This window comes from Epilithonimonas sp. UC225_85 (genome assembly GCF_042695135.1).
GTDB lineage: Bacteria > Bacteroidota > Bacteroidia > Flavobacteriales > Weeksellaceae > Epilithonimonas.
Window position 1 is genome coordinate 3438713 of the sequence record NZ_CP170547.1, and the last position, 15771, is coordinate 3454483.

14 protein-coding genes are annotated in these 15771 nt (G+C 36.2%); 12 read left to right on the forward strand and 2 right to left on the reverse strand.

Going from position 1 to position 15771, the window contains the following annotated elements; translation table 11 throughout:
* Positions 1-14: 14 nt before the first annotated feature.
* The 6 genes from ACFJGY_RS15660 (at position 15) to ACFJGY_RS15685 (ending at position 5506) form a co-directional block, all read left to right on the forward strand.
* Positions 15-365 carry a hypothetical protein gene (locus ACFJGY_RS15660; protein ID WP_379965741.1) on the forward strand — a complete coding sequence of 117 codons (351 nt, stop codon included), beginning with the start codon at positions 15-17 and terminating at the stop codon, positions 363-365.
* A 13-nt stretch (positions 366-378) separates the two neighbouring features.
* The gene (locus ACFJGY_RS15665) at positions 379-1287 is read left to right on the forward strand and encodes a helix-turn-helix domain-containing protein (RefSeq protein ID WP_379965744.1); all 909 of its coding nucleotides are present in this window, start codon (positions 379-381) and stop codon (positions 1285-1287) included.
* A gap of 84 nt (positions 1288-1371) precedes the next feature.
* The gene (locus ACFJGY_RS15670) at positions 1372-2274 is read left to right on the forward strand and encodes an SDR family oxidoreductase (protein ID WP_379965747.1); all 903 of its coding nucleotides are present in this window, start codon (positions 1372-1374) and stop codon (positions 2272-2274) included.
* A 30-nt stretch (positions 2275-2304) separates the two neighbouring features.
* Complete coding sequence (locus ACFJGY_RS15675; protein WP_379970215.1) at positions 2305-3222, forward strand: helix-turn-helix domain-containing protein; 918 nt, start codon at positions 2305-2307, stop codon at positions 3220-3222.
* Positions 3223-3321: 99 nt separating this feature from the next.
* Positions 3322-4329 carry an aldo/keto reductase gene (locus ACFJGY_RS15680; RefSeq protein WP_379965750.1) on the forward strand — a complete coding sequence of 336 codons (1008 nt, stop codon included), beginning with the start codon at positions 3322-3324 and terminating at the stop codon, positions 4327-4329.
* A 280-nt stretch (positions 4330-4609) separates the two neighbouring features.
* A complete protein-coding gene (locus tag ACFJGY_RS15685; protein WP_379965753.1) occupies positions 4610-5506 on the forward strand; it encodes a helix-turn-helix domain-containing protein in 897 nt (298 codons plus the stop codon).
* 64 nt (positions 5507-5570) lie between these two features.
* Here the strand turns inward: ACFJGY_RS15685 and ACFJGY_RS15690 are convergent, their stop codons facing one another.
* Positions 5571-5954 (reverse strand): winged helix-turn-helix transcriptional regulator, encoded by a 384-nt coding sequence (locus ACFJGY_RS15690; protein WP_379965756.1) that lies wholly within the window; start codon positions 5952-5954, stop codon positions 5571-5573.
* Between the two features lie 108 nt (positions 5955-6062).
* On the opposite strand from ACFJGY_RS15690, the gene ACFJGY_RS15695 reads away from it, so the two are divergent.
* The gene (locus ACFJGY_RS15695) at positions 6063-6665 is read left to right on the forward strand and encodes an FMN-dependent NADH-azoreductase (RefSeq protein WP_379965759.1); all 603 of its coding nucleotides are present in this window, start codon (positions 6063-6065) and stop codon (positions 6663-6665) included.
* Between the two features lie 118 nt (positions 6666-6783).
* Here the strand turns inward: ACFJGY_RS15695 and ACFJGY_RS15700 are convergent, their stop codons facing one another.
* The gene (locus tag ACFJGY_RS15700; RefSeq protein ID WP_379965762.1) at positions 6784-8124 is read right to left on the reverse strand and encodes a dihydroorotase; all 1341 of its coding nucleotides are present in this window, start codon (positions 8122-8124) and stop codon (positions 6784-6786) included.
* Positions 8125-8444: 320 nt separating this feature from the next.
* Between ACFJGY_RS15700 and ACFJGY_RS15705 the strand changes: the two genes are divergently transcribed.
* From ACFJGY_RS15705 to ACFJGY_RS15725, 5 genes are all read left to right on the forward strand, one after another.
* Positions 8445-10742: a GH92 family glycosyl hydrolase gene (locus ACFJGY_RS15705; RefSeq protein WP_379965765.1), complete on the forward strand. Its 2298-nt coding sequence runs from the start codon at positions 8445-8447 to the stop codon at positions 10740-10742.
* A 45-nt stretch (positions 10743-10787) separates the two neighbouring features.
* Positions 10788-12245 carry a lipopolysaccharide biosynthesis protein gene (locus ACFJGY_RS15710; protein ID WP_379965768.1) on the forward strand — a complete coding sequence of 486 codons (1458 nt, stop codon included), beginning with the start codon at positions 10788-10790 and terminating at the stop codon, positions 12243-12245.
* Positions 12246-12289: 44 nt separating this feature from the next.
* Positions 12290-13309: a sugar phosphate nucleotidyltransferase gene (locus ACFJGY_RS15715; protein WP_379965771.1), complete on the forward strand. Its 1020-nt coding sequence runs from the start codon at positions 12290-12292 to the stop codon at positions 13307-13309.
* A 126-nt stretch (positions 13310-13435) separates the two neighbouring features.
* The gene (locus tag ACFJGY_RS15720; RefSeq protein ID WP_379965774.1) at positions 13436-14233 is read left to right on the forward strand and encodes a DUF4292 domain-containing protein; all 798 of its coding nucleotides are present in this window, start codon (positions 13436-13438) and stop codon (positions 14231-14233) included.
* Positions 14230-15765 carry a murein hydrolase activator EnvC family protein gene (locus tag ACFJGY_RS15725; protein WP_379965777.1) on the forward strand — a complete coding sequence of 512 codons (1536 nt, stop codon included), beginning with the start codon at positions 14230-14232 and terminating at the stop codon, positions 15763-15765. The genes ACFJGY_RS15720 and ACFJGY_RS15725 overlap by 4 nt, the downstream gene beginning before the upstream one ends.
* Positions 15766-15771 lie beyond the last annotated feature (6 nt).

The following is a 15771-nucleotide window of genomic DNA, read 5'->3' on the forward strand; positions in this document are numbered from 1 at the left end:
TTAAATTCAAAAAAATGAAAATCATCAGTATTATTCTTATTTTAATCTCGGCATTCCTGAGCATCAAACACGGTTGGGATGCTTTCCAGCCATCAAATGTTGAGCAAACAAAAATGATGACAGAGTTGGGTATCAGTAAAATGGTTATGCCTTATTTTGGAGTCTTCTCGGTAATTCTCGGATTGATGTTATTCTTTCCTCAAACATTTTTCATCAGTAATGTTTTAAATGCAATTACGATTGTATTAATAATGGCACTGTCTTTAAATGCAGGAAATTACAAAATAGCATTGATGGAAATTCCGTTTTTGGCGATGCCTCTGATTTTAATTTGGTTAAAATATCCATTTGAATTTTTTAAATAATTAAATTTATACAATGGCAAACCTACAACCCGTCAGAATAAAATCGATAGCAGAACTGCATCGTTTGGCATTACTTGAAAAACCGCAACATCCGCTAATCAGCATTATTGATTTGGCTGGACAGAAAACGCCTGATAATATCGTTGCAGCAATATTTGATTTCTATGTTGTAGTAATGAAAAAAGGTTGCGATAATCTTTTTTATGGTCAGCAGAAGTTTGATTTTGATGAAGGCATTATGGCATTTTTGTCGCCCGGACAGATTCTGCGTGGCGAAGATGGAGGAATTCCCAGAAATGTAGAAGGCTGGATGCTATTGATTCATCCCGATTTTTTGTGGAACACCTCGCTCACCAAAAAGATAAAACAATATGAATATTTTGGATACGCCACCAACGAAGCTTTATTCCTTTCCGATAAAGAGGAAACGCTTATCAATAACATCGTTGGTAATATCAAAAATGAATATCATTCTAATATTGATAAATTCAGTCAGGATGTCATTATTGCGCAATTAGAATTAATGTTCACTTATGCGCAGCGGTTTTATGAGCGCCAATTCATTACACGGAAAATTACCAACAGCCAAATTCTGAGCCGGTTAGAAAATGTATTGTCAGATTATTTTGATAATGAAGATTTGCTTTCGAAAGGATTACCAACAGTCCAATTTGTAGCCGATAACTTACATCTTTCTACCAAATATTTGGGCAGTTTACTAAAACAATTAACCGGACAAACAACACAGCAACACATTCACGAAAAACTGATCGAAAAAGCCAAAGAAAAACTGTCGACAACCGAACTTTCCGTAAGTGAAATTGCCTATGAATTGGGATTTGAGCATTCTCAGTCTTTCAGTAAATTGTTTAAAGCTAAGACAGATATTTCGCCTTTGGAATTCAGAAAGTCTTTTAATTAAATTTTTTCGGCTACAAGAAAATACTTTTCGGCTACAAGTGTACAAAAGCGAAACCTCAACTTTGCTTCATTAAATTATATCAATATGAAAGTATTTGTTACAGGCGCTACGGGTTTTGTAGGAACAGCCGTAGTTCAGGAATTATTAGCGAATGGACATCAGGTTTTGGGATTAGCACGTTCAGAAGAATCAGCAAACAAACTGATTGCTGCCGGCGCAGAAGTACACCGAGGCGATTTAAACAATTTTGAAAGTCTGAAATCCGGAGCAACCGCTTCTGACGCTGTCATTCATTTAGGATTTGTGCACGATTTTACAAGATTTGAAGAAATGTGTCAGCTGGATGAGAAAGTTATTAAAACTATTGGTGATGCGTTGTTGGGAACTGAAAAGCCTTTTATTATCACATCGGGAACAGCACTTTTTTCAAAAGACAAAATCACTACGGAAAAAGATATTTTCGCAGACCATCCGCATCCCAGAATTGCAACGGAAAATTCAGCCGATTTTGTAGCTAAAAAAGGTGTGAAAGTGGCAGTCATCAGATTGTCGCCATCGGTTCACGGCAATGGCGACATTATTGGTTTTGTTCCAACATTGATAAGATTTGCAAAAGAAACCGGCAAATCAGCAATTATTAACGATGGTAAGAATTTTTGGCCGGCCGTTCATAAACTAGATGTTGCGAAATTATACCGATTAGCCCTGGAAAAACCTTTTGAAAGCAGAACAAGATACCACGCCGTGGCAGAACAGGGAATTCCTTTTGTGAATATTGCAACAATAGTTGCAGAACGACTGAATGTTCCTGTAGTTTCTATCAGCGAAGAAGAAGTGGCTGAACATTTTGGTTGGTTTGCTCATTTTGCGAAACTTAATAATCAAACCTCCAGCGAAGAAACAAAATCAGCTTTAGGCTGGAATCCACAACACCCAACGTTGATAGAAGATCTGAAAAGTGATGTTTATTTCCCTGAGGTACAATAATGTGTATCTTTATATTCATTAAATTTTAAAATTGTGTCCGACAAGCTCATCCGAATCAAAACCATTTCCGAATTTCATGCGTTGCGAGGTTTGTCAAAGCCCAAACACCCGCTCATTAGTGTGATTAATTTTGAGGATATGACCCAGACTTCTGAAATTGGAAGGCAGAATCTGATATTTGATTTTTATATGATTTCTGTCAAGCGCGATATGAATCACAAATACAGATATGGCCAGCAGGATTACGATTTTGACGAGGGTCTGATGTTTTGTATGGCGCCCAATCAGGTTCTGGGCGTTATACGAGAGGAAAACGGAAAACCACCTTCCGGATGGATGATGATGATTCATCCGGATTTTCTTTGGAACACACCAATGGCAACAGCTATCAAGAAATATGAATTCTTTGATTATTCTGTCAATGAGGCTTTATTTTTATCCGAAGATGAGGAAATTAAAATCCAGCAAATCACGGAAAATATCAAGCAGGAATATCAAACCAACATTGACAAATTCAGTCAGAATATTATTATTTCTCAGCTGGAAACGTTGTTGAATTATTCCGAACGCTTTTACCAAAGACAGTTTATTACGCGTCACAAAGCACATCATCAGTTTTTAGAAAAATTAGAAATTCTGCTCAATGATTATTTCGAAAGAGATGATTTTAAAACCAAAGGATTACCGAGTGTTCAATATCTTTCTGAAGAATTCAATATGTCGCCGCAATATATGCGAAGCCTTCTGAAAACTCTTACCGGACAAACTACACAACAGCACATTCACGAAAAAGTAATAGAAATTGCCAAAGAAAAACTCTCAACAACAGAACTTTCTGTAAGTGAAATCGCTTATGAATTGGGATTTGAGCATTCTCAGTCTTTCAGTAAATTATTTAAAGCTAAGACAGATATTTCGCCTTTGGAATTCAGGAAGTCATTTAATTAAAACAAAATTTCCAATCCGTAATTTGCATACGACAATCGTCATTTTGCATACATCAGACTTTTAATTTCTGCTCAACTTTGTATTAATAAAATCAACAATATGAAATTGAATCAGGTAAAATTAGGAAGTCAGGGATTAATCATCCCGAATATTGGTTTAGGATGCATGGGAATGACAGGTTTTGGTGATGTAGACACTTATGGAAAACACGATGAAAACGAAGCTATCGCAACCATTCATCGTTCTTTGGAATTGGGTGGAAATTTCCTCGACACCGCAGATTTGTATGGTCCTTTTGCAAACGAAAGACTGATTGCAAAAGCAATTGAGGGCAATCGTGACCAATACATCATTGCAACAAAATTCGGTTGGGAAATTGATGAAAACGATCAAATCACGTGGAAAATTAAGGGAACAAAAGATTATGTAAAAAAATCTGTTGAACGTTCTCTGAAAAATCTGAAAACTGATTACATCGACCTTTATTATATGCACCGTCTCGATAAAAATGTTCCTATTGAAGAAACCGTTGGCGCGATGAGCGATTTGGTGAAAGAAGGAAAAATCGGTTACATTGGTTTGTCGGAAGTGTCTTCTGAAACTGTGAAAAGAGCGCACGCAGTTCATCCGATTTCTGCAGTTCAGAGTGAATATTCTTTGTTTGAAAGAACGGTTGAAGAGAAAGGCGTAATCAAAACTCTGAATGAATTAGGAATTGGGTTTGTAGCGTATTCCCCACTTGGAAGAGGATTTTTATCCGGACAGATCCGTTCGATTGATGACTTGCCGGAAAATGATTTCCGAAGAGGAATCCCACGTTTTCAGGAACAGTATTTTCATAAAAATATAGAATTGGTGGAAGCGGTTGAAAATCTGGCGAAAGAGAAAGAAATCACATCGTCTCAATTGGCTTTGGCGTGGATTATCAGCAAAGGAATCGTGCCGATTCCGGGAACGAAACGCAGAACATATCTTGAACAGAACATCGAAGCGAGTAAAATTGTGTTGAGCGAATCTGATATTCAGAAGCTGGAAAGTATTGTACCTTTGGGAACAGATACCGGAGCGACTTATGATGAATTCGGCATGGGACTTTTGGATTATTAATTTTAAAACTCTCGCAGATTAAGCAAATTTTGCAGATTATTTTAAAATTAAACCTCATAGATTTTGAATTTGTGAGGTTTAAATATCAAGTTGGAACGCAATGCGATTGCAGCCCGACTTGAGCGGAAATCCTTTTTTGCTTGCTCATTGTTTTTATTGAACTGAAATCGTCTGCAAAAAAGATTGGGAACGGAAGGCGGAAATAGCTGCCCAAACCTAACAAAGTGGTTCGACGGAGTCAAATAATTATCACTAATTTTATTACTTACAACTTGAAATTATGAATACGATACAATCTATTTCAGCTTTTCACAGGTTACTTTCGCTTCCGGAACCGAAACATCCGATGGTCAGCGTGATTGATATGTCGAACTGTACTTTCGTAGAAGATAAGATTTGGACAGGCTTTACAAACAGATTTTACTGCGTTGCACTGAAACGGAACGCAACTGGAAAAATGAGATATGGCCAACAACATTACGATTACGATAAAGGTGTATTAAGCTTTACAGCGCCAAATCAGGTTCAATATCTTGACCTTCAGACAATGGATTGTGACAACAAAGGATTTCTGGTGGTATTTCACGAAGATTTTCTGTTGAAACATTCTCTGGCGAATACGATTTCTTCTTACGGATTTTTCTCTTACGCCGTGAATGAAGCTTTGCATCTATCTGAAGATGAGGAAAATGATTTGCTGGAAATTCTGAATAAAATTGATAAAGAATGTCAGCATATCGACCAGCACACGCAGGAAATTATCTTGTCACAGATTGAATTGGTGTTAAATTATTCCAAACGTTTTTACGAAAGACAATTCATTACCCGAAAAAGTGGAAGTCATCAGCTTTTGGTAAAATTTGAAACGTTTCTGAATGATTATTTTGATAAAGAATCTTCTGAAAAAGGGCTTTTGACCGTTCATCAGATTGCCGAAGCGATGAACCTTTCTCCGAATTATTTGAGCGACCTTTTGCGTGTTCATACAGGACAAAATACACAGCAGCATATTCACGAAAAGCTCATCAGCAAAGCAAAAGAGAAACTTTCAACCACGGAACTTTCGGTAAGCGAAATTGCTTATGAATTGGGGTTTGAGCATTCGCAGTCTTTCAGTACGCTTTTTAAAAAGAAAACGAAAATGTCGCCTTTAGAATTTCGGCAGTCTTTTAATTGATATTTTTTCTCTCGCATATAATGCAGATTTTAAATTCAATTTGCAAAATCTGCGAAATTCTTATTTATTTTCCGAAATCATCTTTAATAATATTATTTTTATGTGTTCTTCCCCACTCGGAAAGTGCCATAATCACGGGTTTTAGAGTTTTGCTGTAATCTGTGGAAATATACTCCACCACCACAGGCGTTTGTTCACTGTGAACAATTCTTTTGACAAAACCATTTAATTCTAAATCCTTCAACTCATTTGAAAGCACTCTCGCGGATATTCCGGTAACGATTCTTTGCAGTTCATTGAAGCGAATGCTTCCGTGTTCCTGCAATGCAATAATAATTTTCAGTTTCCATTTTCCGCCCATAACATAAAGCGCATCTTCCACGGAAGAAAGATGATTTTGGCAATTTACTTTGGTAATCGGTTCTTCTAATTCAATATTATTTTTCATAAAATTAATCATAAACTAACCAAAAGGTTACTACTAACCTTTTGTTCACTACTAACTTTTGATAAGCAAATGTACATAATTTTGTTGAAGAATTTTAATCATCAAGAAATGAAAAATATACTTCACATTATTTCCAGCCCGAGAGTTGGAATCTCTGACAGCAGAAAACTTGGAAATGCCGTTATTGAAAAAATTAAAGAAAAATATCCTGATGCCACTGTAAAAGAACGTGATCTGGCAAAAAACCAGGTGCCTGTCTTAGAAGCAGTACATATTAATACTTTTTTTTCCCCGGCAGAAAGTCATTCACCCGAACAGCAGGAAATCAACAAACATTCTCTGGGATTGATTTCAGAATTGCAGGATGCAGATATTATTGTTGTAGAATCTCCGATGTACAATTTCTCTGTTCCCACGACTCTTAAAGCTTATTTTGACTTTACTTCAAGAGCCGGATATACTTTTAAATATGATGAAAATGGACCGAAAGGTTTGTTGAATGACAAGAAATTGTACATCGCTTTCACGTCCGGAAATATTTATTCAACTGGTCCTTATCAAGTTTTTGATTCGAATGTTCCTTATATCAAGAATGTCTTTGGTTTTTATGGCGTTAAAGATATCAGTGTTTTCCGTGCAGAAGGTTTGTCGATTCCGGGAATTATGGAAAACTCCTTGGCAAAAGCTATTGAAGGAATTACTATTGACTAATTTTTAAATTTATGAGAAAATTATCTCTCGCAGATTTTTCAAATGCAATCATCTGCAAAACCTGTTCAATCTGCGAGAAACTTAAAAACAAAAGACTGCGATTTGCAGTCTTTTTAATTTATTCCTGGAATTCAAAAAGCAAACGCTCCCCGAATTTTCCCTCATTGATTTTTCCGTTTTCGTAAACCAGATTTCCGTTCACGAAAGTATGGGTAACCTTAGAATTAAAATTAGTTCCTTCGAGCGGACTCCAGCCACATTTGTAAAGAATGTTTTCTTTTTCAACTGTCCAGTTTTGATTCAAATCAACCAAAACCAAATCAGCTTTATAACCTTCTTTGATAAAACCCCTCTTCTCAATTCTGAACAAAATTGCAGGATTATGAGCCATTTTTTCAACAATTCTTTCAAGAGAAATTTTTCCATTTTTAAAATTCTCCAACATCACAACCAAAGAATGCTGAACTAAAGGCGCTCCGGAAGGACATTTCGTATAAACGTTCTGCTTTTCCTCCCAAGTATGAGGCGCGTGGTCGGTTGCAATGACATCAATTCTGTCATCAAGCAAAGCTTCCCAAAGTCCGTCTTTATCTTTTTGAGTTTTTACGGCCGGATTCCATTTGATGAGGTTTCCTTTGGTTTCGTAATCTTCATTGGTAAAAGTCAGGTGATGAACACAAACTTCGGCTGTGATTTTTTTATCTTTTAGTGGAATATCATTTCTGAAAAGGTCAGTTTCAATCGCAGTTGACAAATGGAAAACATGAAGTCTGGCTCCGGTTTTCTTTGCTAATTCAATTGCTTTTGATGAAGATTTATAACAAGCTTCCTCACTCCTTATCAAATGATGAAATTTCACAGGAATGTCATCACCATATTCTGCTTTATATTTTTCCGTATTTTCCCGAATTGTTGCTTCATCTTCGCAATGAACGGCAATTAGCATTTTGGTATTACTGAAAATATTTTCTAAAGTTTCAGGATTGTCAACCAGCATATTTCCTGTGGAAGAACCTAAAAACAATTTGATTCCGGGAACATTCCTTGGATTTGTTTTAAGGATTTCTTCAAGATTATCATTTGTTCCGCCCATCATAAAACCATAATTAGCGAATGATTTTTGAGAAGCTATCTCGTATTTATCAGCCAATAACTCCTGTGTAACCGCATTGGGAACAGTGTTTGGTTGCTCGATAAAACTCGTTGTTCCCCCGGCGATTGCTGAGCGTGATTCGGTTTCGATATCGCCTTTCCAGGTCAACCCTGGTTCACGGAAATGCACCTGGTCATCAATAATTCCGGGCAAAAGATATTTTCCGGAAGCGTCAATAATTTGGTCAACATTTTCTTCCGAGATTTTTTTCGAAATCTTGGAAATCAAATCATTTTCGATCAGAATATCACTTTCGAAGATCAGATTTTCATTAACTATTTGGGCATTTTTTATTAGAATTTTCATTTTTTAATTTTTATTATGCTTCGAGAGCCTCAGCAGGACAATTGTAATACCAATTTGCTAACCGGCGATTTGTCAGTCTGAGGCTCTCGAAGACAAATCTTATCTACAAAATTAAGTTTTTGAAAACGATTACTCAAGTTTGTACTTTAAAATTAAACGCAAAGACGCAATTATATTTATTTTAAAACTTCTATGAAAGTCGCAAAGTTTGAATACTATTTAGATTTTCTGCGACTTAAAGAGATTCGGTTTTAAAAAGTTCTGCGCCTTTGCGTTAAAAATGAAAACAATATTATTAAATTGCTTCAAAATTCCAAAGAATGTCTCCGAGAAAATACATTTTAATTCTACCTGTTTTATTTGCTTCATTTTTCAGTTCCCAGAAATTAGAAAACCTTGTCAAATTCGTGAATCCAATCATCGGAACAGAAAAAATGGGTCATACTTTTCCAGGCGCAATCGTTCCTTTTGGCGCCATTCAGCTAAGTCCGGAAACAGACTCGCTTTCTTATGAGGTTAATGGAAAATACAATCCTGATGTTTATAAATATTGCGCCGGTTATCGTTACGAAGACAAAACAATTGTCGGATTTTCGCACACGCATTTTAGTGGAACCGGACATTCAGATTTGGGAGATTTTTTGATAATGCCGACGGTTGGAAAGTTAAAATTAAATCCAGGAACTGCTCAAAGTCCAGAAAGTGGATTCCGTTCCAGATTTTCTCATCAAAATGAAAAAGCGGAAGCAGGCTACTACAAAATGAAGCTTGACGATTACAATATTCTGGCTGAAATGACGGCTACAACGAGAGTCGGCGTTCATCAATATACATTTCCGAAATCGGATGATGCACATATTATTCTTGATTTAATGGCCGGAATTTATAACTATGATGACAAAAATGTCTGGACTTACGTAAGAATTGAAAATGACCACAGAATAACGGGTTACCGACAAACAAATGGCTGGGCGAGAACCAGAACGGTTTATTTTGCAATGGAATTTTCGAAACCTTTCAAATCTTACGGTCAGAAAAATTTTGATACCAAACAAGCTTACAGAGGTTTCTGGCGAAAATGGAATCAGGATGAAAATTTCCCTGAAATAGCAGGTAAGAAAATCAGAATGCATTTTGATTTCGATACACAGGAAAATGAAAAAGTTCAAATCAAATTTGCGATTTCACCAGTTAGCCAAGCCAATGCTTTAGAAAATTTAACCAAAGAAACGCCGGATTGGAACTTCGAAAAAATAAAATCTCAGGCTCAGAATAATTGGAATAAAGAACTTAATAAAATCATTGTCAACACACTTTCCGAAGATGACAAAGTGAATTTTTACACGGCGATGTACCACACATTCATCAATCCAACCACTTATATGGATTCGAACGGCGAGTACAGAGGACTTGACCAAAATGTACATCTGGCAAAAGGTTTTACGAATTACACAACGTTTTCACTTTGGGACACTTACCGCGCGTTGCATCCGTTTTTCAATATCATTCAGCCAAAACGGAACAATGATATGATTCAATCGATGATGGCGCATTATGACCAATTCAGTTTGAAAATGTTGCCGGTTTGGTCTCATTATGCCAACGAAAACTGGTGTATGAGTGGTTACCATTCGGTTTCTTTGATTGCCGATGCGATTATCAAAGGAACTTACAACGGAAACGCGGAAGAGGCATTGAAGGCTTGTATTGCGACTTCCAACAAAAGAAATTACGAAGGCATCGGCGAATATATCGACAAAGGTTACATCTCTGCGGAGAAAAACGGAACGTCGGTTTCAAATACTGTTGAGTACACTTACGACGATTGGGCAATTGCCCAAATCGCCAAGAAATTAGGCAAAACGGACATCTATAATGAGTATCTGAAACGTTCCGAAAACTGGAAAAATGTCTTTGATAAATCCATCGGATTTATGAGACCGAGATTGTCTGACGGAAGTTTCAAAAAGGAATTTGATTTGATGAGCACGCACGGGCAAGGCTTTATAGAAGGGAATTCGTGGAATTACAGTTTCTTCGTTCCACACAATCCTGAGGAATTAATGAAATCGATGGGCGGACAAAAGAAATTCGGGGAAAATCTTGACGAATTATTTTCAATGCATTTGCCTGACGCGTTTTTTGCGGATACGGAAGACATCACGCGAGAAGGCATTATCGGCGGTTATGTTCACGGAAATGAACCAGCGCATCACGTTGCTTATCTTTATAATGTGGCTGGACAACCTTGGAAAACGCAGGCTCAAATCCGTAAAATTTTGACGATGCAATACAAAGCAAAACCTGATGGATTGGGCGGAAATGACGATTGCGGACAAATGAGTGCCTGGTATATTTTCAGCAGTTTGGGATTCTATCCCGTTTCGCCAGGTTCTGATGAATACTGGATTGGAAGTCCGAGTATCGTGAATGCAAAATTGAATTTGGAGAACGGAAAAACGTTTGAAATCGAAGCTAAAAATCAATCAGAAAAAAATGTTTACATCGAAAGAATCACGCTGAATGGGAAACCGTTTGAAGGTTACAAATTGAAGCACGAAGACATTATGAAAGGTGGAAAATTGGTTTTTTTTATGAATTATAAGCTGAAGAAATAAATCGGATTCTTATCAGAATAGATTATTTTTGCAAAAATTTTTGAATTGAAGAAATTACTTGGACAAACTGCGCTTTATGGATTAACAACTGTGATTATCAGACTGTTTCCATTTGTAATTAATCCAATTATTACAAGAACATTTGGTCCTACAGCCTATTCTCCTTTTGCTGATTTTTATTCTGTAGCAGGTGTTATCGCCGTGCTTTTGACGCACGGAATGGAAACCACTTTTTTCCGATTTGCTTTGGATGAGAAAGACGATAGAAAACTAATTTCAACTTCGTTTTTCAGTGTTTTAACAGTAACACTAATCTATTTATTTTTCACATTACTTTACAGACAGCCTTTAGCAATTGCTTTCAAAACGCCGGACCAAGTTGACCTTTTGGCGATTCTTACAGTTACTTTGGCTTTGGACGCTTTTTCTGCGATGCCATTTGTAATGTTAAGAAAGAACGAAAGGCCATTAAAATACGCAGGAATTCGAATCACAAACGGAATTATCAATTTCCTTTTGGTCGTATTTTTTATTATTATTTTGCCTAAATATCCAGAAGGAATTTTCGGATTAAAATACAGTCCGGAGTTTGGAATCGGGTATGTTTTTATTGCTAATTTGGTAGCGAGCTCAGTGACATTTCTGATGTTATCGCAAGAATTGCTAATCGCAAGGATAAAGCATTTTTCTTGGGAACTTTGGAAAAAGATGATCAAATATTCCTGGCCGATTACCATTGCAGGTCTAGCAGGAATCATCAATGAAACATTTGACAGACAATTTCTTAAATTCCTTTTACCGGACGAAATCGGAAGACATGAATTGGGCGTTTACGGTGGTGTTGCAAAAGTGGTGACTTTTGTAATTCTTTTCAGACAAGCTTATTCATTAGGAATTGAGCCGTTTTTTTTCAGTAACTCTAAGAATAAAAATGCTAAAGAAATGTATGTCAAACTGATGGATATTTTTATCACAATTAATTGTCTGATTGTTTTATTCTTATCTGTAAATCTGAATTGGATTGCGAAAGTTTACATTAACAATCCGGAATATTATGAGGGAATTTCGATTCTACCTATACTATTCTTTGCCAGTTTATTCTTAGGAATCTATCTGAATCTTTCTATCTGGTACAAACTGACGGATAAAACGATTATTGGAGCTTACATCTCTGCAATTGGAGTTTTTATAACCATAATCATTAATTTTTATTTTATTCCTAAATACGGATATTGGGCTTCAACTTGGGCAACTATTGCAAGCTACTTTATGATGATGGTGATATCGTATATTTGGGGACATTACAAATATCCTGTACCTTATAATATTTACAAAAATTCAATAGTGATTCTCATTACAATGGTCGTATCTTTGACATATTATCAATATTTAAAAGAAAATATTTGGTTGGGAAACCTTATATTTCTAATTTTGGCAACCATTTTATTAAAGTCAGAAAATTTGATTCCACAAAAGATTTTAAATAAAATTGTGAAAAAATAAATCTATTATTTAATTAATAGTCAACAAATTAACAACAAAAACTTATGAAAATAATTGTCCCAATGGCTGGACGCGGTTCCAGACTTAGGCCACATACATTAACGGTTCCAAAACCGCTTATCCCTATCGGCGGAAAACCAATCGTACAAAGATTGGTAGAAGACATCGCAAAAGTTGCCAACCAACCGATCGAAGAGATTGCATTCATCATTGGTGATTTCGGTGCAGATGTAGAAGCTTCTTTAATTAAAGTTGCTGAAGATCTTGGTGCAAAAGGAAGCATCTATGCTCAAACTGAACCTTTGGGAACGGCTCACGCGATCAATTGTGCAAGAGAAAGCATGAGCGGACCCGTAATTATTGCTTTCGCCGATACACTTTTCCGTGCAGATTTTCACCTTGATACGAATGCTGACGGTGTGATCTGGGTAAAAAAAGTAGAAGATCCTTCCGCTTTCGGGGTTGTGAAATTGGATGATTACGGGTTCATCACAGATTTTGTAGAAAAACCTAAAGAATTTGTTTCCGATCTTGCTATTATTGGAATTTATTATTTCAATTCTGCAGAAAAACTGATGACTGAGATCGACCACATTATGGAAAATAATATTACAGAAGGCGGTGAATATCAGTTGACAACAGCATTAGAAAACCTTCGAGCAAAAGGAGCAAAATTCTCTCTTGGGAAAGTGGATGACTGGATGGACTGCGGAAATAAAAACGCAACGGTAGAGACTAACAGCAAAATTTTGCAGTACGAAAGAGCTGATATGGCTAACTTCCCGGAATCTGCGGAAATTGAAAACTGTATGATCATTCCACCTTGTTTTATTGGTGAAAATGTGAAAATACTCAATTCTAAAATCGGACCTAATGTTTCTCTTGGGAACAATACAGTTGTTATCAATTCTAATATCGACAACTCATTGATCCAGGAAAATACGATTATCGATCACGGGAATCTAAGCAATTCTATGATCGGAAACTCTGCGAAATACTTTGGTGTTGCCAGAGAAATTTCTTTGGGAGATTACTCCGTTTTAGATTTTCTTTCGAAAGATTAATTTAATTACAATAAAATATAAACTTTGTCAAGGTCCTGGACTTTGACAAAGTTTTTTTTAGCTGCTTATGTGGAAATATAAGTTTATTTTTGGCGTTAATATTGTAAGTTTCATCATAAAAAAATTATGCAAAAGTATATTCTAATCATAGTTGCAGCTTTAATCGTAACATCTTGTAAAGTTCAGAAAAATCAGACTACAACTCCAGTAAGCACAACAAAACCGATTTCTAATAATGCGGGTTTCTTTTCAGCAATTGAGAAAAAATCGACTTTCGATGCAGTAAAAATCAATAGTAAAATTGATGCAAAAACGGGATCTTTCATTCCAACTCTGGACGCTGTAATCTATATAGAAAACGGTCAAAAAGTCTGGATGAATTTGACAGCTGTGATCATACAAGCAGCGAGAGGCGTTGCGACGCCGGAAGGTATTAAAGGTTATTATAAACTTGATAAAACCTATATCGACTCGGATTTTGGTTATTTAAATAAATTACTAAATGTCAACTTTATCGATTATAATGCTTTGCAGAATTTGTTGCTGGGAAAAACTTTTATTCCGGTTTCGGAGAATGATTATAATCTCACTCAAAATGCCAATGGTTTCAACCTGACTTCGAAACAAACTCAGAAAATAACTGAGAATGGCAAAACAACGGAATATAAAATCTCCTTGGATTATGATACAGATTTCAATCTGAATCACGTTCTATTAACGAATCCTGCAAATAATAACGAGTTAGAAATCACTTATTCCAACAGAGAAATTCTAAGCAATGAGAGCTTCCCGAAAAGTGTTAAAATAATTATAAAAGCTGACAAAACAGACGAAATATTATTAGAAAATACGAAATTTGATTTTTCCCGGATGGAAACTACTTATTCCGTTCCTGCCAATTACAAAAAGACAGAGATTAAATGATTAAGAAATTAAGTTTTTTCATAAGTATCATCCTTTTCGGAAGCGCATTTGGACAAAAAGATAAAGAGGTTCTGCAGAAGCAGAATGCCGATCTTAAAAAACAGATATCCTCCATTAATGCGTCACTCAATCAAACCAAACAAGAATCTAAACTTTCTATAGCTTACCTTAATGCTGTAAATCAAAAGCTTAGCTTAAGAGAAAAAGTTTACAACAACACTCAAAAAGAAAAAAGATTTATAGAGGATGACATTTACAAACGTCAACTGGAAATCAACAAAAACAACCGTGAGCTGGAAGTTCTCAGAAAAAACTATGCTGAGATACTTGTAAAAGCCTATAAAACCAAAGGCGTTCAAAACAAAGTTACCTTCATCCTTTCTTCCAAAAATATGGGAGAAGCTCTCAACAGGATAGAATATTTAAAAAGATATTCTGAATATCAGGATAAAAAAGCAGCAGAGATCTCTAACAAGGCAAACGAAATCAAGAAAAACATTACGCTGAAGAAAAGATCAATCTCAGAAAAAGACAATCTTTTATTGTCTCAGAAAAAAGATCTTGCAACAATAGAAGCAGAAAAAATCCAGAAGCAACAGCTTCTCGATGAGTTTAAAAAGAATGAGGTGAAGCTGACAGCAGAACTGAGACAAAAGCAAACACAATCCAAGGAACTGGAACGCCAGATCAGAAACATCATTGCTGAAGAAATAAGAATTGCCAAAGCAAAAGAGGAAGCTGAAAGAAAAGCCGAAGCTGAAAGAAAAAGACTGGCGGAAATAGCTGCAAAAAGAGAAAGAGACCGAATAGAAGCTGAAAACAGAGCTAAACTTGCTGCCGCAGAAGCTGAAAGAAAACGCGCCGAAAATGAAGCTAAAAAAGCTTCTGACTTAGCAATCAAAAAAGCTGAAGAAGAAAGAAAAGTAGCAGAATCCAACAAAGCAGCTGAGAAAAAAGAAGCTGCAGAAAAAGCTACAAGGGATGCTGCAGAAAGATCGAAAGCCGCAAATGATAAGTTAGCCGCAGCCAAAGCAAATGAAGCCGCTGTAAATAAAAATAATGATGATGCCAAAGATGCCGCCGAGAAAAAAGTAATGAAAAGTTACGGCGTTGGCTCTACAGTAGGCAGTAATTTTGCAGATAATAAAGGACGAATTGGTTTCCCTGTAGAAAAAGGAACTGTAACCCACCGTTTTGGAAGACAGCCACATCCTGTTTTCAAAAATATAGTTGAAGAAAATATCGGGATCAAAATATCGGTTGCAAAAGGCACAAAAGCAAGATGCGTTTTCCCGGGTGTTGTTTCCAGTATCCAGGCTATCAACGGCAGCAGAACTGTTGTTGTAAAACATGGCAGCTACTTTACAGTCTATTCTAATCTTGCCAATACATTAGTAAAAGCTAATCAGCAAGTCTCCGCAGGAACCCTGATTGGAGAAGTTGGCAGTGATTTTGATGAATCTATTACATTAGACTTCCAGATTTGGAATGGTACAAATCCAGTTGATCCTTTAGGATGGGTTTCATATTAAAAAATA